Source organism: Uliginosibacterium sp. sgz301328, assembly GCF_041807905.1.
Taxonomy (GTDB): domain Bacteria; phylum Pseudomonadota; class Gammaproteobacteria; order Burkholderiales; family Rhodocyclaceae; genus JBGVSA01.
Window position 1 is genome coordinate 21,374 of the sequence record NZ_JBGVSA010000030.1, and the last position, 19,754, is coordinate 41,127.

Genomic DNA, 19,754 nt, shown 5'->3' on the forward strand with positions numbered 1-19,754 from the left:
ACGCCGGCTGCGGTGCGCCGACACGCGCTGGCGCAAAGGACACTCCGGAAAACACTGGCAAGCTCGCAGGCTTTGTCCTGCATCTCGTTGCCATGAAGCGCCCCCAACTCCTCAGCCCCGCCGGCTCGCTGCGCGCCCTGAACTACGCCCTCGCCTACGGCGCCGACGCGGTGTATGCGGGCCTGCCACGCTATAGCCTGCGCGCGCGCAACAATGAATTCCGCAACACCGGCTTCCTGCGCGAAGGGATCGAGGCCTGCCGCGCCGCTGGCAAGCGCTTCTACCTGACCGTCAATCTGATGGCGCACAACCGCAAGGTCGACACCTTCATCAACGACTTGCATGCGGCCGTCGAACTCGGGCCGGACGCGCTCATCATGGCTGACCCAGGTCTGATCATGATGGTCCGCGAGACGTGGCCTGACATGCCCGTCCACCTTTCGGTGCAGGCCAACACGGTCAACTACGCCAGCGTCCGCTTCTGGAATTCGATCGGCGTATCGCGCGTGATCCTGTCGCGCGAACTCTCGCTCGACGAAATCGCAGAGATCCGCCAACGCTGCCCCGACACCGAACTCGAAGTCTTCGTGCACGGCGCGCTGTGCATCGCCTATTCCGGCCGCTGCTTGCTCTCCGGCTACTTCAACCACCGCGACTCTAACCAGGGCACCTGTACCAACGCCTGCCGCTGGAGCTATCGCATGACCGAGTCCAGGCTCACACCGGAAGGCGAACACGTGCCGCGCCACGCGGCAGCGGATCGTGTGTATCTGCTGGAAGAAGAAGAGCGCCGCGGCGGCGAATGGATGGAGTTGTCCGAAGACGAACACGGCACGTATCTGATGAATTCGCGCGACCTGCGCGCGATCGAGCACGTACAGCGACTGGTCGCCATCGGCGTCGATTGTCTGAAGATCGAAGGCCGCACCAAGTCGCACTATTACGTCGCCCGTACCGCCCAGCTCTATGCACGCGCCATCGACGATGCGATCGCCGGCAAGCCGTTCGACACAGGCCTGGTCGGCCGTCTCGATGGCCTCGCCAACCGCGGCTATACCGATGGATTCCTGCAACGCCACCGCGCAGAGGACTACCAGAACTACGCCAGCGGCGCCTCTGGCAACGCGCGACAACAATTCGTCGGCGAATGGCTGGCGTATGACGAAGCGAGCGGACTGACGACGCTGGAGGTGAAGAACCGCTTTGCTGTCGGCGACCGTGTGGAGGTCGTCTCACCGAATGCGACGCGTGACGTCGTCATCGAACATGTCGAGAACATGGAGGGCGCACGATGCGAGGTGGCGCCCGGCAGCGGCCACACGGTGCGCGTTGCGTTGGGTCCAACAGCGCCGATGACACTGCTCGCGCGCTACGGCGACAGTCAGTAGGCGTTGAATCCCATGACCGTCGACAAGTTAATCGCAGCCGCACGTACAAGGATCGCCAGTTCTTCGATGCGTTGATCGGGGATCTGGAATGCTGCGCCAACCGCGCTAATCGCGGCTATGACTTTGCCGTGCGCATCGTGGACGGGTGCTGCGATACAACGCAGGGTCGGAATGTCTTCGCCATCGTCCATCGCCCAGCCACGCTGACGAATGACTTCCAGTTGCGCCTTGAGTGCAGTGCGCGTCGGCAAGGTGGTATCCGTGTAAACCGGCAAAGCCTCGTTCGGAAACAGCGCATCGATTTCGTCCCCAGAGCACCACGCGATCAGCGCTTTGCCGACGGAGGAGCTATGTAGCGACAGGCGCTTGCCCTCCCAACTCTTGATCGAAATGGGCTGAGAGCTTTCCAGCTTGGCAAGATAGATCGCCTCCACGCCTTGCAGCACCCCCAGGTGACACGTCAGCTGCGTCTCTTGGCTCAGGGCATACAGAAAGGGCATCGCCTCCTTTCTAATGTCGAACTGGGCGATGGCCCTGTTGCCGAATTCATAGAAACGGAGCCCGAGGCTGTATTTGTTGTCCTTGTCCTGCCGGAGGAGACCGTGGTGCAGCATCGCTCCGAGCAAGCCGTGTGTGCTGCTCTTGGGCAGGCCCAGGGCCTGCTGAATCTGGCTGAAGGTGGCGTTGCCGGCGTCGCTCAGAAATTCGCAGATACCGATTACCTTGTCCAACGCCGGTACCGCGCTGCCCTTGCGTTTTTCCACTCTCTCCACCTGTGCGGAAACGTGTCGACACCCCGGCGGCGAGCGGGCGCGCCGCCAGACTTCGCGCCATTCTAACGGGCGCCGACACTGGCGGCCACGCGCATAGAATCAATACGAAAGAGGTCCCTTGCTGTCGCCCGTAACGCCGCGAAAGGGCTCAAGCGCGTCCGCCAGCGCTCGCGTGTACAGCATGGTGTCGACCGCCACCGCCACGAAATTCGCGCCCCAAGACAACGCTTTCTTTGCCATATCGGGGTCTGGCGCGAGAAATCCCGCCGCCTTGCCGGCCGCCCGGATACGCCTGATGGCATCTTCAATGGCTCCCTGTACGTCTGGATGCCCTGCGTCGCCGAGATGCCCCAATGACGCCGAAAGATCTGCAGGGCCGATGAAGACACCATCGACACCCTCGACACACACGATATCGTCCAGGTTCTCCAGCCCTCGGCGCGTTTCTACCTGCACCAGCAGGCACAGTTCTTCTTCCGTGCGCTGCAAGTAATCGCGCACCCTTCCCCATCGCGACGCGCGGGCGATGGTGGCGCCGACACCGCGTATGCCGCGCGGCGCATAACGCATCGCTGACACGACGTTGCGGGCATCTTCAGCGGTGTCGACCATGGGGATCAGCAAGGTCTGCGCGCCGATATCGAGCACCTGCTTGATCAGGGCCGGATCGGCATTGGCCGGCCGCACGATCGGATGGCCCGGGTAGGGCGCCACCGCCTGCAACTGCAGCAGCAAAGACGGGATGTCGTTGGGACCGTGTTCCGCATCCATCAACAACCAGTCGTACCCCGCGCCCGCGGAAATCTCGGCTACATAGGCGTTGGCGCACGTCACCCACAGCCCTAGCTGTGTTTGTCCGGATTGGATGGCTGCTTTGAATGGATTATGAGGAATGCATGTCATGATCTATATCCAGTGAAAGTAAAGACGGCCAACCGCCGCACGACGGTTGGCCAGGCGTGCTGATGTCAGCACGTATGGCTCTGGTCGCTCATCCAGCGACGCTCTTGGGATTGGGTTTCTTTAGCGCCATGATCGCCAGCGCGCCAAGAACGGTGATGCCGGCCAGTGCCAGCAATCCTGCCGTCGGGCTCTGGAATGCGGTCTCGGCTTTGACGCGTATTTGTGGCGCCAGGAAACCGCCTACCGCGCCGAACATGTTGACGAACCCAATGCCGGCCGCGAGTGCCGAGCCGGTCAGCATGCCCGTGGGCATGGTCCAGAATACCGGCTGGACCGCAATGAAGCCCGCTGCTGCAAAACACAGCGCGACAATGGCGATCAGCGGACTCGCGAGGGCGGATACGCCGATACCCAGCCCCGCGATCAGCAAGGTCAGCGCGGCGATATTGCGGCGCTCGCCCGTGCGGTCCGAATAGCGCGGGATGTAGTACGTGCCAAGCAAGGCAAACACCCAGGGGATCGCCGTCACCAGCGACGCTGTGAAGCCCACGTTCTTGCCAATCAGGGCGGCCACCTGTGTGGGCAAGAAGAAGATCAGGCCATACACGCTGATCTGAATGATCATGTAGATGATCGCCAGGTGCCACACGCGGGCGTTGCCGATGGCATCGGTGATGCGCGACGCAGCCTTGCCGACGGTCTCTTCGCTGTTGAGCTGCGTGATAAGCGCGCGCTTTTCGTCTATCGACAAGAAGCGCGCCTCGGCCGGCGCGTCGTCGAGATAGAAGAACGTCCATACACCCGCGACCACTGCCAGCAATCCCTCGATGGCAAACATCCAGTACCAGCCGGGATGTCCCCCAAATCCATGCATTTCGAGCAGGATGCCGGACAAGGGCGAGCCCAGCGTCAGCGCCAGGGGTGCCCCCATGTAGAACAGCCCCATGACGCTGGCACGCACGTTCTGCGGAAACCACTGCGATGCTAGATAGATCATGCCGGGAAAGAAACCCGCCTCGGCGGCTCCCAACAGGGTACGGACCGCGAGGAATTTCCATTCCGTGTCGGCGTACGCCATGGCTGCCGACAGAAAGCCCCATAGCAGGGTCGTAAGGCCGATCCACATGCGTGCGCCGAACTTCTTCATCAGCAGATTGGCCGGCACACCCAGACAGGCGTAGGCCACGAAAAAAATACCCGCGCCGAGCGCGTAGGCCTCGTTGCTCAAGCCGGTGTCAATCTGATAGGCCTGTTTGGCGAAGCCGATATTGGCCCGGTCCAGGAAAGCGAGAATGTACAGCGCCAGCATGAACGGGATCAGTCGCCAGCGTGTCTTGGTGACGGCCTGATCGAGAATAGTAGACATGACAACTCCCTCCTGTCGTCCAGGATTCGAATGAAAGCCTCTAGGGCGGGCCGACGCCGTGCGTATGCCCGCCCGACGATACGAATCAGTGCGTGTAAGGCCGGAACTTCTCGCACGCGGGGTTCAGCTCTACGCCAAAGCCTGGCTTGTCGAGCACCGACTTATGGATGCGGCCGTTTACGGGAACGGGTTCATCGAGAAGGACAGGGTCGAATTGCGGACGCATCGTCGAGCAATCCGGGCTCGTCATGAGGAACTCACTGAATGGCGTGTTGGTAAAAGTGATGACAGCGTGATGCGAGTAGACGGATGACCCATGCGGTACCACCAGGTGCCCGCGCGACTTGGCGATGGCGGCGATCTCCACCAGCGTGGTCAATCCACCGCACCAGCCGACATCGGGTTGCATGATGTCGACACCGGTATCGGCCAGCGTGCGGAACGACTGCAGCGTGCCGTGATGTTCGCCGGTGGAGACGAGCATCCCCGGCGGCGCATTGCGCTTGAGTTGGGCGTAGCCTTCAAACTGCTGCGGCGGCAGGCATTCTTCGATCCATTTGAGGTTGTACGGGGCGCAAGCGTGCGCCAGCTTGGTGGCGTAATTGACGTCCTGGCTCATCCAGCAATCGAGCATCAGCCAGAAATCCGGGCCGCACTTTTCGCGGTACTCGGCTACCATCGCGGCGTCCTTTCGAATCCCCTCGTCGCCGTCGTGGGGGCCCCAATGTGTTGGCATCTTGCCGCCTATGAAGCCCATCTTCTGCGCCAGATCCGGGCGCGCGCCCGTTGCGTAGAAGCGCAGTTCATCGCGCACGGCGCCACCGAGCAACTGATACACGGGTAATCCAACGACTTTCCCGAACAGATCCCACAGCGCCAGATCGACGCACGAGATGGTATTCATCACCACCCCGCCCGAGCCGGAGTAATACATGGTGGCGTTGAGCATCTGGTCTTGGATCAGTTTGATGTCAGAGACGCACTTGCCTTCGATGAAGCGATTCAAGTGCTTTTCCACGATGAAGCAGCCCATCTCGCCGCCCGTCGAAATAGCGAATCCGGTCACGCCATTGTCAGCCTCGATCTCGACAATCAACGTACCCAGCACGTTGATGCCAAACGATTGACGTGATTGTTCATACGCTTTGTACTTGCTCATCGGCGTCGCGATATGGTCGTCGATCCAGTGACCGCCCTTCTGATCGTGGTAGTCGCCCCCTCCTGCAGCCTTGTTCTGCGCGGTCGCTCCGCCCATGTAATACGCGCGCACATGCTTGATTCTTGGCAAACCCATTTTTGTCTCCTCTTTTGATGACATATAAATACCCTCCAGCCTCGGCTCATTAGTTCATTTAGTTGAACTTTTGTTCATGACCGTAATTTCACGCTAACACGCGTGTTGTGACGCGGCAACGGAGATCGCGATGAAATCGCCACAAGTTTTCGAAACCCGCGCTGGGCGGGGCTTCGAGCAGGGTTACATTGATGTCATTGGCATTACTGGAGCAACTGCGTCGCATCGCTCCGAGTCATGCCGGACAGCGTAACGACGTCGCGCGTTCAGCCGAATGAACCAAGCGAACAAATGCCCGGACAGCGAGAGCACAAAGAAAAACGGCCCCGTGCGATATCGCACGGGGCCGTTTCTGCACGTTACGGCAGAGGGAATAACTGACGTGAAATTAGACCGTCTCGCCCTGCGGATCGAGACGCACTGCATTGGAATGCAGGCGGTTTAGCGCGTTGATGTACGCCTTGGCCGACGCGATGATGATGTCGGTATCCGCACCCTGACCGTTGACCACGCGCTCGCCATGCGACAGGCGCACGGTGACTTCGCCCTGTGCATCGGTCCCCGTGGTGATGGCATTGACCGAGTACAACAGGAGTTCGGAACCGCTCTTGGCTACTTGTTCGATGGCCTTGAATGCGGCGTCGACCGGGCCGGAGCCAGAGGATTCGACCTTTACCTCAGCGCCCCCGACCGACAGCGTTAGCGCAGCCAGCGGGACTTCGCCGGTTTCGGAATGCACGCGCGATGCGAGCAGCTTGTAATACTCATCGGCCGGCGTCACGGCTTCGTCCGACATCAGCGCGTGCAAGTCTTCGTCAAAGATCTCGTGCTTCTTGTCGGCCAGTTCCTTGAAGCGCGCAAAGGCATGATTGAGTTGCTCTTCGGACGCCACCTCGATGCCCAGTTCCTGCAGGCGGGCGCGGAACGCGTTGCGGCCGGAAAGCTTGCCCAACACCAGTTTGTTGGCGCCCCAACCCACATCTTCGGCACGCATGATCTCGTACGTTTCGCGATGCTTGAGCACGCCGTCCTGGTGGATGCCGGATTCATGGGCAAAGGCGTTGGCGCCGACGATGGCCTTGTTCGGCTGCACCGGGTAACCGGTGACCTGCGACACCAGACGCGAAGCCGGCACGATCTGCGTCGCGTCGATGTGGGTTTCGACCGGGAAGATGTCAGCGCGCGTGCGCACCGCCATCACGACTTCTTCCAGTGACGCATTGCCGGCGCGCTCGCCCAGACCGTTGATGGTGCATTCCACCTGGCGCGCACCCATGCGCACGGCGGCCAGCGAGTTCGCCACGGCCAGCCCAAGATCGTTGTGGCAATGCACTGACCACACCACTTTGTCGGCGCCGGGCACGCGCTCGATGAGCGTGCGAATCAGCGAGCCGAATTGCTCCGGCAGGTTGTAGCCTACGGTGTCGGGCACGTTGATGGTCTTGGCACCAGCCTTGATGACCTGCTCGAAGATGCGGCACAGGAAGTCGACTTCCGAGCGCCCGGCGTCTTCGGCGGAGAACTCCACATCATCCGTGTACTCGCGCGCCCAGCCAATGGCCTTTACGGCCTGCTCGACGACCTGATCGGGCGTCATGCGCAGCTTCTTCTCCATGTGGATCGGGCTGGTGGCGATGAAGGTGTGGATTCGCCCTTGCGCTGCCGGGCGGATCGCTTCGCCGGCACGGCGGATATCGTTTTCGTTGGCGCGGGCCAGCGAGCACACGGTCGACTCGCGGATGGCCTCGGCGATCGAGCGGATCGAATCGAAGTCGCCATTGGACGCTGCCGCGAACCCGGCCTCGATGACGTCGACGCGCATGCGTTCGAGCTGGCGCGCGATGCGCAGCTTTTCTTCGCGCGTCATGGAAGCGCCAGGGCTTTGCTCGCCGTCGCGCAGGGTGGTGTCGAAAATGACGAGGTGTTCTTTACTCATGATTTCACTGCTTTTCCGAATAACGGCCGGTGCGCGTGCCACGACGGCGGAACCAGCGGATGGCCGTCATCACATAGCCGGACAATGCATAGCACACGAACACGCCGAACAGCACACCGGGCGGGTAGCTCGACACGGCGATCAGGATCAGGACGAACAGGATCGCCACGGCAAACGGCACCGTGCGGCGCAGGTTGATCTGCTTTCCACTATAGAAGAAGACGTTGGTGACCATCGAGATGCCGGCGAAGATGGTCACGCCACAGGCCAGGAAGCGCACTGCGTCCGGGTCGACCTGGGTGTCGATCATCAGCCACACGAAACCGGTGACCAGCGCCGCCGCGGCCGGGCTGGGCAGCCCCTGGAAGAAGCGCTTGTCGATGATGGCGATGTTCGTATTGAAGCGAGCCAGGCGCAACGCCGCGCACACGCAATAGACGAAGGCGGCGATCCAGCCGAGCTTGCCCATGTCGCGCATGGCCCACTCGTAGATCACCAGCGACGGGGCCGCGCCGAACGACACCATGTCGGCCAGCGAATCATATTCGGCGCCGAACGCGCTTTGCGTGTTGGTCATCCGTGCCACGCGTCCGTCGAGACTGTCGAGGATCATGGCCACGAAGATCGCCACGCAGGCCTGTTCGTACATCCCGTTCATGGCCTGCACGATGGCGTAGAAGCCGGCGAACAGCGCCGCGGTGGTGAACAGGTTGGGCAGGATGTAAATGCCGCGCCGGCGGCGTTCCGCTCCGACGATCGATCTTGATGTAGCCACGCTCTTAGTCCTCGGACGAGTCAATCTGAATCAGGGCAGCTCCGCCAGGCGCGTTGCAGAGGCGGAAACCTTCTCGCCGATGGTGACCAGCACGCGCGAATCTCGCGGCAGGTATACATCGACGCGCGAACCAAAGCGAATGAAACCGTAGCGCTGGCCACGCACCAGGCTCGCCCCGGCATCCACGTAGCAGAGGATGCGCCGCGCCACCAGGCCGGCGACCTGCACGCAGGTCACGTCGTGACCGCCAACCGTGCGGATCCACAGCGCATTGCGCTCATTTTCGGTGGACGCCTTGGACAGCGCCGCGTTGACGAAAGCACCCGGGTTGTACCACTTGCGGCGAACTTCGCCGTCGACGGGGCTGCGATTGGAGTGAACGTTGAATACGTTCATGAACACGCTGATCTTCAGCGCTTCGCGGTCGAGATACGTGTCGTGCACCGGCTCGATGGCGACGATGCGGCCGTCGGCGGGCGAATTGACCGTGTGCGAATCGCCCGGAATGGGGCGCGCAGGATCACGGAAGAATTGCACGACGAAAACGAACAGAATCCAGAACGGAATCGAAATCCACGCGTTGGCAAACCACGTGACAGCCAGCGCCAGGACCAGCGCGATGGCAATGAAAGGCCAGCCCTCGCGGGCAAGGATGGGGTGCGGATAACTCGGCATCGGAATATGTCGTTATTGGGGCCGTAAAGAACGCAGCATCTTACCAGATGCCCGACTGGCCATAGGTCCGAGCCGGCAGGCGCAGCCCGGCGGCTCAGGCGATCGGGCTTCCCCGCCCGGCGCCTTGAGCCTAGAATTCGTGCCCCCGCCCGTTGTATTGGATCGCCCTCGCCCTATGACCCCCGACCAGATTTCCGCCAGCCTCGGCCAGCTACTCGATCCCAACACCGGCAAGTCTTATGCCGCAGCGCGCGCCATCAAGTCCGCGACGGCGGCCGACGGTGCGCTGGAGATCGTCGTCGAACTGGGCTATCCCGCTCGCAGCCAGCATCAGGCCATCGCCGCGCAGATCGAACAGGCGGCCAGGGCACTGGCCGGCGAACAGCCGGTCAGGGTGAGCGTGAATTCGCGCGTCGTCCCGCACGCGGTGCAAGGCAATGTGAAACTGCTGCCGGGCGTGCGCAACATCATTGCGGTTTCCAGCGGCAAGGGCGGCGTGGGCAAGAGCACCACGGCGGCCAATCTGGCGCTGGCACTGGCCGACGAAGGCGCTCGCGTCGGCATTCTCGATGCCGACATCTACGGCCCCTCGCAGCCCCAGATGCTGGGGCTCGCCGGGCAGCAACCCACCACCGACGACGGCAAGACCATGAACCCGATGGCCGCATACGGTCTGCAGGCCAACTCCATCGGCTTCCTGGTCGATGTCGAGCAGCCCATGGTATGGCGCGGCCCGATGGCCACGCAGGCGCTGCGCCAGTTGCTCACCGAGACGCGATGGGACGACCTCGACTATCTCGTCATCGACATGCCGCCGGGCACGGGCGACATCCAGCTCACGCTGGCGCAGACCGTACCGGTGACGGGCGCCGTGATCGTCACCACGCCGCAGGACATCGCCCTGCTCGATGCGCGCAAGGGACTGAAGATGTTCGAAAAGGTCGGCATTCCGATCCTCGGCATCGTCGAGAACATGAGCATCCATGTGTGCTCCAACTGCGGTCACGCCGAACACATCTTCGGCAGTGGCGGCGGTGAGAAGATGTGCGCCGACTATGGCGTGCCGTACCTGGGCGGTCTACCGCTGGACATTCGCATCCGCGAACAGACCGACGCCGGCAAGCCGACGGTGATCGCAGACCCCGAAAGCACGCTGGCGGATGCCTATCGCGCCATCGCCCGCAAGGTCGCCATCACCATCGCCGAGAAGCAGCGCGACATGCGGGGCAAGTTCCCCAACATCGTGGTGCAGAACACCTGACGGACTCGCCGCACAGACGGCCGCCGATCGGCCGTTTGCGTGCCATCAAGCTCAGAAAATCAAGGCTGCGGCGGGTTTCGCGCTAAAATCGCGCGATTTCGCTTTCAAGGTCACGCAGACGTGAGCATCAAATCAGACAAGTGGATCCGCCGCATGGCGGAACAGCAGGGCATGATCGAGCCCTTCGCGCCGGAACTGGTGCGCAGCGTCGACGGCCATCGCATCGTGTCGTACGGCACCTCGAGCTACGGCTACGACGTACGCTGCGCCAACGAATTCAAGGTATTCACGAACATCAACTCGACCATCGTCGACCCCAAGGCCTTCGACGAAGGCACGTTCGTCAATATCACCAATGACGTATGCATCATCCCGCCGAACTCGTTCGCGCTGGCTCGCACCGTCGAATACTTCCGCATCCCGCGCTCGGTGCTGACGGTTTGCCTGGGCAAAAGCACCTACGCCCGCTGCGGCATCATCGTGAACGTCACCCCGCTCGAACCCGAGTGGGAAGGCCACGTCACGCTGGAGTTCTCCAACACCACGCCGCTGCCTGCCAAGATCTACGCCAACGAAGGCGTGGCACAGATGCTGTTCTTCGAATCGGACGAGGTCTGCGAGACTTCGTACCGCGACCGTGGCGGCAAGTACCAAGGCCAGACGGGCGTCACCCTCCCGAAAATCTAAGCTCCAAGCCGTAGTGGATGAAGTATCGAGCCCCGTCGGGTCATACCCGGCGGGGCTTTGTTTTTCGCGGCCGCCGGCCGTCTGGCTATCGGGCTTGACACACCCCGGGCGGAGACGCATCTTTCAGCCTGCCGTCCGAGGGGAAGGAACCTCTGAGCGATATCGGGCCCCTAAGCCCAGGGCAGTCGGCATGCCCCGCGCACAGCCCCCATCCCTGCAGGAAATGAGGATCAAGAATGTTCAGCCGTACCGCGCCGGCGGCCCGCCGCAGCGCGCTCTGTATTGTCTTCCTGCTGGTCGGATGCACGACCGTTGGCCCGAACTACCGCACGCCGCAGTTCTCCGGCAAAGACGTGCCCGCCGACTGGACCTCGCCGGTGGTCGGCAGCGACAAGACCCAGCCAGCGCCGGCCGCCTGGTGGAGCGAACTCTCCGACCCGGCGCTCGATCAGCTCGTCGACACGGCCTTCCAGTACAGCCCGACACTCGAAGCGGCCATCGCACGCCTCAATGAATCACGTGCCTATCACACGCAAGCCAACGCCGCAGCCGGCCCGAGCTCGGACGCCAATGCAAGCGGAACGCGTGCTGACGCCAGCAAGACATCCGGCCCGACCAACAGCGGCTGGTTTTCGCTCGACTCATCCTGGGAAGTGGATCTGTTCGGCGCCGTCGCTCGCGGCAAGGAAGGCGCCGCGGCCCGCGAAGAAGCACGCCTGGCGACGCTGGCCGATGCCCGCGTGAGCCTGGCCGCCGACGTGGCCGACGCGTACCTCAGCTACCGCGCCTGCCAGTCCGACCTGGCGCTGAGCGAGCAGGACGTCGACTCGCGCGAAGCCACCCGCAAGCTCACCGCCGAGAGTGTGGCCGCGGGCTTCACCGCCCCCTACCAGGCGATCCGCAGCACCGCCTCGGTGGCAGAAGCGCGCACCGGGCTGGCCAGCACGCGCGCTCAATGCCAGCAACTCGAAAACCTCATCACCCGGCTCACCGGCATGGCGCGGCCGGAACTCGCCCGCCTGCTCGCGATTTCGCCGACCGGCCTGGATCGCCTGCCCGAGCCGCGTCATTTCGATGTCGACATCCCGGCCCAAGCCGTCATGCAGCGCCCCGACGTACGCGCGGCCGAACGCACGCTGGCGGCGGCGTCGGCGGACATCGGACTAGCGGAAGCGGATCGTTACCCGCGCCTGTCGCTGAGCGGTTCGCTTGGCTATTCGGTCACCGGCAGCAGCGGCGGCGGAGGCCTGTCGCTGGGCACGTGGTCCTTCGGCCCGTCGCTGAGCCTGCCGATCTTCGACGGGGGCCGTCGCGAAGCCGCGGTCAAGGCGGCCCAGGCGCGCTACGACGAGGCGCTGGCTGACTACAAGGCCAAGGCGCGCAGCGCCATCCAGGACGTGGAGAACGCGCTCACGCGCTACGCCGCCGCGCACGAGCGCGCCGAAAACGCGAGGCAGGCCGCCAGCCAGTACCAACAGTATTTCGTTTCGGTGGAACATCGCTACCGGGAAGGCGCCACCAACCTGCTCGAACTGGAAGACGCGCGACGCGTCATGCTGAGCGCCCGACAGACTTTGCTCGGCGTCCAAAAGGAGCGCCTCCAGGCCTGGATCACACTCAACCGCGCAACCGGCGGCGGTGCCCAGTACGAGCCCGAAACGATTCATGCACAGCCGGCGCCGACCGCGCCGGGGACTGCGACTCACGCCAGCGCACACGCCTCATGACATCCGCCGCTTTCTCTTCCCCCAAAGTACTGGGCAGCACGCCTCGCCGGCTACGACTGGTGAGCGCGCTGCTGCTGGCCACCGCCACCTGCTTCACCCAAGCCGGGCCCACGCTGGCCCAGGCGCCCGCTCCCGCCAACAACGCGCCCGTCGCAGCAGCCGAACCGCCAAAGCCGCTGGCCGTGAGCCTGGTCCAGCCGCGCACCGAAATGTGGCCGGAGCGTATCGAAGTGCAGGGCGACGTCATGCCGTGGCAGGAAATCCACATCAACGCCGAGATCGGCGGCCTGCGCCTGACCAGCATGCAGGTCAGCGTCGGAGATTTCGTGCGCAAGGGACAAGTACTGGCTTTGCTGGATACGGCCAGTGTCGAAGCCGAACTGGAAACCGTAAACGCCCAGCTCGTCGAAGCGGAGGCGGCGCAGACCCAGGCCGAAGCCACCCTCGGACGCGCCAAGCGCCTGGTGGCCTCCGGCGGCGTCAGCCAGCAGGAACTGGCCGAATACGAAACCCAGCGGCAGACCGCCACGGCGCGCCTCGCCGCCGCTCGTGCGCGACTCAAGGCTCAGCAGCTCAAGCTGGACGCTGCCCGCCTGCTCGCACCCGATGACGGACTCATCTCGTCGAGCAGTATCGGCGAGGGCGACATCGTACGCGCGGGCACGGAACTGTTCCGCCTGATCCGGCAGGGTCGCCTCGAATGGCGGGCCGAAGTGCCAGGAGAAATCCTCTTGAAATTGGAGCCGGGCCAGGAGGTCACCATCAGCAGCCCGCTGGGCGACGAGGTCAAGGGTCGCGTGCGTCTGCTCTCGCCCACGATCGACCTGCGCACCCGCGCAGGGCTCGCCTACGTCGACCTGCCCGCGCAGTCGCGCTTCAAGGCCGGGCTGCGTGTCACCGGCAAACTCGTCACGCAGCGCAAGGCGCTGGTTCTTCCCGCCGCCGCCATTCAGCACGGCGATGGCGGCGAGCGCGTGTTCATCGTCGACGCTGCCAACACGCTGCGGGCCGTGAAGGTCGAGACGGGGCGCACACAGGCAGACAAGGTGGAGATCACGAGCGAACTTGACCCACGAGCCCGTGTCGTAGCCCGCGATGTGAATGCGCTCAAGGCGGGGATCGCCGTGCGGGACACCGCAGCCACCGACGCCAAGACCCAGGAATTCGCCAACACGAACCGTCCCTGAACCTGCATCGCCAGGCGACGAAGTTCATTTAGGTCAAAGCGCAATACCGCGTGGAAAAACCCTGCCAGATTCGGCAAGGCTCTTTTGTCGTGCGCGCTCGACTCAGGACACGCTCTGATCGGCCTCGCACAAATGCAGCAGCGGAAACGGTTGGCCTTGGGAATCCACTGGCGAACGTGCTGCCACCTTGAAGCCGTTCGCGAGATAGAAGGCGACGGCACCCGGATTCTGTTCGTTCACGTCCACCCGCAGCGGCCCCTTGAGCCGCCGCGCGTGCTCGACCATCAACTTGCCGCCGCCTTGCCCGAAATATGACGGCGCAATGAACAGGGCTTCGAGCTTGTTGCCATCCAGCCCCATGAATCCGACAGGTGCGGCCGTGTCCGAGCACAGCACCCACAACTCGAGGTTCGGTAACGCCATGTCGCGCACGAGGGGCAGCAAGGTTTGAATATCTTGCTCGGACAGAAAGTCATGTGACGCGCGAACGGAACGCTGCCAGATATCCAGCAGCAATGAATGGTCTTGTCGTTGAGCGGGGCGAATCTGCATGGAGTGTGGGGGGCACGGTAAAGCACCGTGTATATCACGGCACGCCACCCTATCGTCGGGCGCCCCGCGTCACCGGGGCGCCACGATCCAGATGCAGACCGAAGAGCGTTGAAGCGCGAGGCGTCAGCCGCGCCGGGCGGCCTCGATGGTTGCGATGTCGATCTTCCGCATCGGCATCATCGCGTCGAACACGCGCTTGGCCGCAGCGCGATCAGGGTCGGCAATGGCCTCCATGAGTACTCGCGGGGTGATCTGCCACGACAGCCCCCATTTGTCCTTGCACCATCCGCACTCACTTTCCTGACCGCCGTTACCAACGATGGCGTTCCACAAACGATCGGTTTCGGCCTGATCTTCCGTCGAAACCTGGAACGAAAATGCCTCGCTGTGCTTGAACTCCGGCCCGCCATTGAGCCCGATGCAAGGGATGCCGATCACGGTGAACTCAACCACCAGGACATTGCCCTCCTTGCCCGCGGGATAGTCGCCGGGCGCACGGATGACAGCTTTGACCTCACTATCCGGAAAGGTCTTGGCGTAGAACTCGGCGGCCTCCAGCGCGGTGCCGTCATACCACAGGCAAATCGTGTTCTTGCTGATCACATTCGTCTCCCCATCGGTGACTGATACATGCAGGTCGCCATGCAGCCCGTTCGCCAGCAAACGACGTTCCCCGAAGCAGGTCCGTCGCGCCGCATATGCCACGTCAACGATAGTAGACGGCGTGCCCGCCGGCTCAGTCTTGCAGCACCACCAGACAACTCCCGAGCAGCGGGCCTGCGCCGCTCACTCCGCCTTTCTTGCCGCCCTGCGCTCCCGCCGACGGCGCAAGGCACGGGCCAGCAGCCAGACCACCGGAACGACGATCACCAGCCACGGCACCACAGCGGCGACAAAGATGATCAAGGAGCCGACGCTGCCCAGGAACACCTCCGCCATGTTGTCCCACGCCTCGCGCAGCGGCGACACCTTGCCGGCATCGATGAAACGGCCGCGCGCAACGAACCGCAGGGTGACTTCGGTCTTCTCCGTCTCGGCGGCCAGCGCTTTGCGCACGCCGGCCAGCGAATCGATCTGCGATTGCGTATCGGCCAGTTGGCGCTCGACCTCCAGCACGTCCTTGAGCGGGCCGGCGCGGTTCTGCAGCATGGCGCGCAAGCGATCGCGAAGTTCGGTCATGTTGCGGATGCGCGCTTCGACGTCGATGACCTCGGCGGTCTTGTCCTCGCTGGTCATGGTCGAGGCCACGACCGAACCGCTCTGTTCGGCGGCGTGAAGGAGTTCGTCAAGCTTGTCGGGGGCGATGCGCACGCGCAGCACACCTTGCGGCGAGCCACCATCGCGGCTGCGGGCGAAAGAGCCTTCGAGGATGTCGCACTGCAACTCGCGGCAGCGCGCGAAAACGCCTTTCCAACTCTGCTCGAGGGTATCGGCATCATTCTCGACGGTCAGCGCGTACTTGAGCGCAATGTACCGCCGGGCCGGCGCTTCGCTGGCTGCCGGGGCGGCCGTGCGGGCATCAGCCAACACCGCTTCCGATGGGGCCGGCGCCGCCATGGCTGGCGCTTCGTGTCGTTGGCCGCATGCTGCGAGCGCCGTCAGGGCAAGGACAATGCCGAGGCAGCGACGCCCCTGGCGAAAGAGGAATGTCATGTGGAATCTCCCGGGTTTCACTGCGAATGTCTCCGACTCGCGCGGCCGGTGCGCGGGCATGGCAGTCGAAGACAGGCTGACTATAGAGAGGAGTCGGCGGCAACAACCCGGCCGCCGTCAATCGGCATGCGGGGCCGGCCCGCACACGATCGGCCCGGATGCAACAAAAATCAAACGCGCACGGCCCGGTGTGTGCGCTATCATGCGCGCTTCCCGCGGCGGCCCCTGTTGGCCGCGTTTTTCTTTTGTCTTGCCATTTGCGATTCGAGGCGAGCCGACATGCGTTTTCACTTCCCCATTTTCATCATCGACGAGGACTTCCGCTCGGAAAACGCCAGCGGCTTCGGCATTCGGGCGCTGGCCAAGGCGATCGAAGACGAAGGCATGGAGGTCCTGGGCGTCACCAGCTACGGTGATCTGTCTTCCTTCGCTCAGCAGCAGTCGCGCGCCTCGTGCTTCATCCTGTCGATCGATGACGAAGAGTTCTCCTCCGACGAGGCCGACTCGACCATCGCCGAGCTGCGCGCCTTCGTCGAAGAGATCCGCTTCCGCAACGCCGAGATCCCCATCTTTCTCTATGGCGAAACACGCACTTCGCGCCACATCCCCAACGATGTGCTGCGCGAACTGCACGGCTTCATCCATATGTTCGAAGACACGCCCGAGTTCATCGCTCGCTACGTGGTGCGCGAAGCCAAGGCCTATCTCGATTCGCTGCCGCCGCCGTTCTTCCGCGCGCTGACGCATTACGCATCCGACGGGTCGTACTCGTGGCACTGCCCGGGACACTCGGGCGGCGTAGCCTTCCTGAAGAGCCCGGTCGGCCACATGTTCCACCAGTTCTTTGGCGAGAACATGCTGCGCGCCGACGTCTGCAACGCCGTCGACGAACTCGGCCAACTGCTCGACCACACCGGTCCGGTGGCCGCATCCGAGCGCAACGCCGCGCGCATCTTCCACTCCGACCACCTGTTCTTCGTCACCAACGGCACCTCCACGTCCAACAAGATCGTGTGGCACTCGACGGTAGCGCCGGGCGACATCGTGGTGGTCGACCGCAACTGTCACAAGTCGATCCTGCACGCGATCATCATGACGGGCGCGATCCCCGTCTTCCTGATGCCCACGCGCAACCACTACGGCATCATCGGGCCAATCCCGAAGAGCGAGTTCAAGTGGGAGAACATCCAGAAGAAGATCGCCAAGAACCCGTTCGCCACCGACAAGAACGCCAAGCCGCGCGTGCTCACCATCACGCAGAGCACATATGACGGCGTGGTGTACAACGTCGAAGAGATCAAGGAAGAACTCGACGGCAAGATCGATACGCTGCATTTCGACGAAGCCTGGCTGCCGCACGCCGCCTTCCACGACTTTTACGGCGACTACCACGCCATCGGCGAAGGTCGCCCGCGCTGCAAGGACTCGATGGTGTTCGCCACGCAATCCACGCACAAGTTGCTGGCCGGTCTGTCGCAGGCTTCGCAGATTCTCGTGCAGGACTCGGAGACGCGCCACCTCGACATGCACGCCTTCAACGAGGCGTATCTGATGCACACCTCCACCAGCCCGCAGTACGCCATCATCGCCTCGTGCGACGTGGCCGCCGCAATGATGGAATCGCCTGGAGGCACCGCGCTGGTCGAAGAGTCGATCCAGGAAGCGATGGAATTCCGCCGCGCCATGCGCAAGGTCGACGAGGAATGGGGCACCGACTGGTGGTTCAAGGTGTGGGGCCCGGATTACCTCGCCGAAGACGGCATGGGCACGCGCGAACACTGGACGCTCAAGGCCAACGAACGCTGGCACGGCTTCGGCAACCTCGCCGAAGGCTTCAACGTGCTCGACCCGATCAAGGCCACCATCATCACTCCGGGGCTGGACGTCGACGGCGACTTCGATGACAGCGGCATTCCAGCCGGCATCCTCACCAAGTATCTGGCCGAGCACGGCATCGTGGTCGAGAAGACCGGCCTGTATTCGTTCTTCATCATGTTCACCATCGGCATCACCAAGGGCCGCTGGAACACGCTGGTGACCGAACTGCAGCAATTCAAGGACGACTACGACAAGAACCAGCCGCTGTGGCGCATCATGCCGGAGTTCGTGGCCAAGTATCCGCGCTACGAGCGCATCGGCCTGCGCGAGCTGTGCCAGCAGATCCATGACGTCTACAAGCAGCACGACGTGGCCCGCCTGACCACCGAGATGTACCTGTCGGACATGGTCCCGGCCATGCGTCCGGCCGACGCGTGGAGCCGCATGGCGCACCGCGAGATCGAACGCGTGTCGATCGACGAACTCGAAGGTCGCATTACTGCCATGCTGGTAACGCCCTATCCGCCGGGCATTCCGCTGCTGATCCCGGGCGAGTGCTTCAACAAGACGATCGTCGACTACCTGAAGTTCGCCCGCACCTTCAACGAACGCTTCCCCGGTTTCGAAACCGACATCCACGGTCTGGTGAAGGAAGTGCGGGAAGACGGTAGCGTGCGGTATGGTGTGGATTGCGTCGTCGATAAGACGCGATAGATATTCGCGCCGATCGGCACACGAAAACGCGGCCCATGGGCCGCGTTTTGTTTTTGTGGTGCCGAGCGAAGCACCTTTACTGAGCGCCGAGCATGTGACGGAGGGGGCTCGCAAATGCCGTGCGCGATTCGACAACGCTGTCGGAGACCGCAACAGAAGCACAGGCCGACACCATTGCGGCCAATATTGCATGTTGAATGACACCCTTCATCCGTATTTCCTTCCAGATACGCCAATGTGAATCGGGCATCCCGCCCGCAGAGGCGAGCGTATTCGATGCAACGACATCACCCGTGGCGAAAGATAGTGGTCCTGCTGCGGACGCATGCGTGCCGATCACGGAAGAGCGACAAATGCACATGACATGTTCGCTCGCATCCACGATGCACATACCGCAGACGCGGCTCCTCGCCCAATGACGTCGCCTCACAGGCCATATGGGACTCCGTACTAAGCCCCCTCTTTGCCTAGCACGAATCTCGTTCCGACTTGAATATCCACGCCGTCGTACCACCTAACGCTCAGTCCGGCGCGGAGAATCCTGTTCATCACGTCTCTCCCAAGTGAATTCCCTCCTCCCCCAGCTCCACGTGAAGCGGAGGGACACCAGATCATTCCTGCGGGAACCATCGCGCCATTGATTCGACGCAATCGGCATATGCAAAAGGAAAACTCCTACACAAACGGCGCAAGACACCATGGCGGCGATGCCGGCGCTATTGATTCGCGCAACAAACAATACAGACCAAAGGGTGTAAGGCGTTTCTCACTGCAGACCAAGGGTGTTGGCTCTTTTGTAACAAGTGCCGCATACGCCCATGACACGCATCAAATGACTGACGTTCACATAGGGCTGTGATGTTGATCGGCACGTAGGCGCCCAATACCCTGCATCGCACAAGGTTGCGCCGCTAAGACGGTGTAGCCCACAAAAACAAACGGGGCAGGATCACTGATGATGGGTAGGGGAAAGCACGCACGCGCGTGGGCGGTCGGTAGCGGCCTTGTATTGTCTTGCGCGTCCGTGATGGCGCAGGTGCCGAAT

16 protein-coding genes are annotated in these 19,754 nt (G+C 62.8%); 6 read left to right on the top strand and 10 right to left on the bottom strand.

All coding sequences use genetic code 11. The features are described from left to right. The first annotated feature begins 92 nt into the window (after positions 1 to 92). Complete coding sequence (gene yegQ / locus ACDA63_RS17645; protein ID WP_373664603.1) at positions 93 to 1,388, top strand: tRNA 5-hydroxyuridine modification protein YegQ; 1,296 nt, start codon at positions 93 to 95, stop codon at positions 1,386 to 1,388. Here yegQ and ACDA63_RS17650 read toward each other — a convergent pair. From ACDA63_RS17650 to ACDA63_RS17680, 7 genes are all read right to left on the bottom strand, one after another. Continuing rightward, the gene (locus ACDA63_RS17650; RefSeq protein WP_373664604.1) at positions 1,382 to 2,152 is read right to left on the bottom strand and encodes an IclR family transcriptional regulator; all 771 of its coding nucleotides are present in this window, start codon (positions 2,150 to 2,152) and stop codon (positions 1,382 to 1,384) included. The genes yegQ and ACDA63_RS17650 overlap by 7 nt on opposite strands. 108 nt (positions 2,153 to 2,260) lie before the next feature. After that, the gene (gene hpaI / locus ACDA63_RS17655; protein ID WP_373664605.1) at positions 2,261 to 3,064 is read right to left on the bottom strand and encodes a 4-hydroxy-2-oxoheptanedioate aldolase; all 804 of its coding nucleotides are present in this window, start codon (positions 3,062 to 3,064) and stop codon (positions 2,261 to 2,263) included. 88 nt (positions 3,065 to 3,152) lie between these two features. Next, complete coding sequence (locus ACDA63_RS17660; protein ID WP_373664606.1) at positions 3,153 to 4,430, bottom strand: MFS transporter; 1,278 nt, start codon at positions 4,428 to 4,430, stop codon at positions 3,153 to 3,155. Positions 4,431 to 4,515: 85 nt separating this feature from the next. Continuing rightward, on the bottom strand, positions 4,516 to 5,724 hold the full coding sequence (gene rhmD / locus ACDA63_RS17665) for an L-rhamnonate dehydratase (RefSeq protein ID WP_373664607.1): 1,209 nt from the start codon (positions 5,722 to 5,724) through the stop codon (positions 4,516 to 4,518). A 388-nt stretch (positions 5,725 to 6,112) separates the two neighbouring features. Further along, positions 6,113 to 7,660: a 2-isopropylmalate synthase gene (locus ACDA63_RS17670; RefSeq protein ID WP_373664608.1), complete on the bottom strand. Its 1,548-nt coding sequence runs from the start codon at positions 7,658 to 7,660 to the stop codon at positions 6,113 to 6,115. 4 nt (positions 7,661 to 7,664) lie between these two features. Then, a complete protein-coding gene (gene pssA, locus ACDA63_RS17675; RefSeq protein ID WP_373664609.1) occupies positions 7,665 to 8,435 on the bottom strand; it encodes a CDP-diacylglycerol--serine O-phosphatidyltransferase in 771 nt (256 codons plus the stop codon). Between the two features lie 30 nt (positions 8,436 to 8,465). Continuing rightward, positions 8,466 to 9,110 carry a phosphatidylserine decarboxylase gene (locus ACDA63_RS17680; protein WP_373664610.1) on the bottom strand — a complete coding sequence of 215 codons (645 nt, stop codon included), beginning with the start codon at positions 9,108 to 9,110 and terminating at the stop codon, positions 8,466 to 8,468. Positions 9,111 to 9,285: 175 nt separating this feature from the next. Here ACDA63_RS17680 and apbC point away from each other — a divergent pair, with 175 nt between their 5' ends. The 4 genes from apbC to ACDA63_RS17700 all read left to right on the top strand — a co-directional run bounded on the left by apbC (position 9,286) and on the right by ACDA63_RS17700 (position 13,972). Continuing rightward, positions 9,286 to 10,371 (top strand): iron-sulfur cluster carrier protein ApbC, encoded by a 1,086-nt coding sequence (gene apbC / locus ACDA63_RS17685; protein ID WP_373664611.1) that lies wholly within the window; start codon positions 9,286 to 9,288, stop codon positions 10,369 to 10,371. A gap of 120 nt (positions 10,372 to 10,491) precedes the next feature. After that, positions 10,492 to 11,058 (top strand): dCTP deaminase, encoded by a 567-nt coding sequence (dcd, locus tag ACDA63_RS17690; protein ID WP_373664612.1) that lies wholly within the window; start codon positions 10,492 to 10,494, stop codon positions 11,056 to 11,058. A 236-nt stretch (positions 11,059 to 11,294) separates the two neighbouring features. Beyond that, positions 11,295 to 12,785, top strand: coding sequence for an efflux transporter outer membrane subunit (locus tag ACDA63_RS17695; RefSeq protein WP_373664613.1), 1,491 nt, complete (start codon positions 11,295 to 11,297; stop codon positions 12,783 to 12,785). Beyond that, entirely contained in the window at positions 12,782 to 13,972 is a 1,191-nt protein-coding gene (locus tag ACDA63_RS17700; RefSeq protein WP_373664614.1) for an efflux RND transporter periplasmic adaptor subunit, read from the top strand. The genes ACDA63_RS17695 and ACDA63_RS17700 overlap by 4 nt, the downstream gene beginning before the upstream one ends. A gap of 102 nt (positions 13,973 to 14,074) precedes the next feature. On the opposite strand, the gene ACDA63_RS17705 is transcribed toward ACDA63_RS17700, so the two are convergent. The 3 genes from ACDA63_RS17705 to ACDA63_RS17715 form a co-directional block, all read right to left on the bottom strand. Next, positions 14,075 to 14,524, bottom strand: a complete 450-nt coding sequence (locus ACDA63_RS17705; protein WP_373664615.1) for an acetyltransferase — start codon at positions 14,522 to 14,524, stop codon at positions 14,075 to 14,077. 123 nt (positions 14,525 to 14,647) lie between these two features. Beyond that, complete coding sequence (locus tag ACDA63_RS17710; RefSeq protein WP_373664616.1) at positions 14,648 to 15,127, bottom strand: VOC family protein; 480 nt, start codon at positions 15,125 to 15,127, stop codon at positions 14,648 to 14,650. A 183-nt stretch (positions 15,128 to 15,310) separates the two neighbouring features. Continuing rightward, positions 15,311 to 16,177 carry a DUF4349 domain-containing protein gene (locus ACDA63_RS17715; protein ID WP_373664617.1) on the bottom strand — a complete coding sequence of 289 codons (867 nt, stop codon included), beginning with the start codon at positions 16,175 to 16,177 and terminating at the stop codon, positions 15,311 to 15,313. Positions 16,178 to 16,456: 279 nt separating this feature from the next. On the opposite strand from ACDA63_RS17715, the gene ACDA63_RS17720 reads away from it, so the two are divergent. Beyond that, positions 16,457 to 18,709: an Orn/Lys/Arg decarboxylase N-terminal domain-containing protein gene (locus tag ACDA63_RS17720; RefSeq protein ID WP_373664618.1), complete on the top strand. Its 2,253-nt coding sequence runs from the start codon at positions 16,457 to 16,459 to the stop codon at positions 18,707 to 18,709. Positions 18,710 to 19,754 lie beyond the last annotated feature (1,045 nt).

What these genes read in the sequence shown, in the direction of transcription:
- yegQ (WP_373664603.1), top strand. Translation starts at nt 93, where the DNA reads ATGAAGCGCCCCCAACTCCTCAGCCCCGCCGGCTCGCTGCGCGCCCTG.
- hpaI (WP_373664605.1), bottom strand. Translation starts at nt 3,064, where the DNA reads ATGACATGCATTCCTCATAATCCATTCAAAGCAGCCATCCAATCCGGA.
- ACDA63_RS17660 (WP_373664606.1), bottom strand. Translation starts at nt 4,430, where the DNA reads ATGTCTACTATTCTCGATCAGGCCGTCACCAAGACACGCTGGCGACTG.
- rhmD (WP_373664607.1), bottom strand. Translation starts at nt 5,724, where the DNA reads ATGGGTTTGCCAAGAATCAAGCATGTGCGCGCGTATTACATGGGCGGA.
- ACDA63_RS17670 (WP_373664608.1), bottom strand. Translation starts at nt 7,660, where the DNA reads ATGAGTAAAGAACACCTCGTCATTTTCGACACCACCCTGCGCGACGGC.
- ACDA63_RS17680 (WP_373664610.1), bottom strand. Translation starts at nt 9,110, where the DNA reads ATGCCGAGTTATCCGCACCCCATCCTTGCCCGCGAGGGCTGGCCTTTC.
- apbC (WP_373664611.1), top strand. Translation starts at nt 9,286, where the DNA reads ATGACCCCCGACCAGATTTCCGCCAGCCTCGGCCAGCTACTCGATCCC.
- ACDA63_RS17695 (WP_373664613.1), top strand. Translation starts at nt 11,295, where the DNA reads ATGTTCAGCCGTACCGCGCCGGCGGCCCGCCGCAGCGCGCTCTGTATT.
- ACDA63_RS17700 (WP_373664614.1), top strand. Translation starts at nt 12,782, where the DNA reads ATGACATCCGCCGCTTTCTCTTCCCCCAAAGTACTGGGCAGCACGCCT.
- ACDA63_RS17705 (WP_373664615.1), bottom strand. Translation starts at nt 14,524, where the DNA reads ATGCAGATTCGCCCCGCTCAACGACAAGACCATTCATTGCTGCTGGAT.
- ACDA63_RS17715 (WP_373664617.1), bottom strand. Translation starts at nt 16,177, where the DNA reads ATGACATTCCTCTTTCGCCAGGGGCGTCGCTGCCTCGGCATTGTCCTT.
- ACDA63_RS17720 (WP_373664618.1), top strand. Translation starts at nt 16,457, where the DNA reads ATGCGTTTTCACTTCCCCATTTTCATCATCGACGAGGACTTCCGCTCG.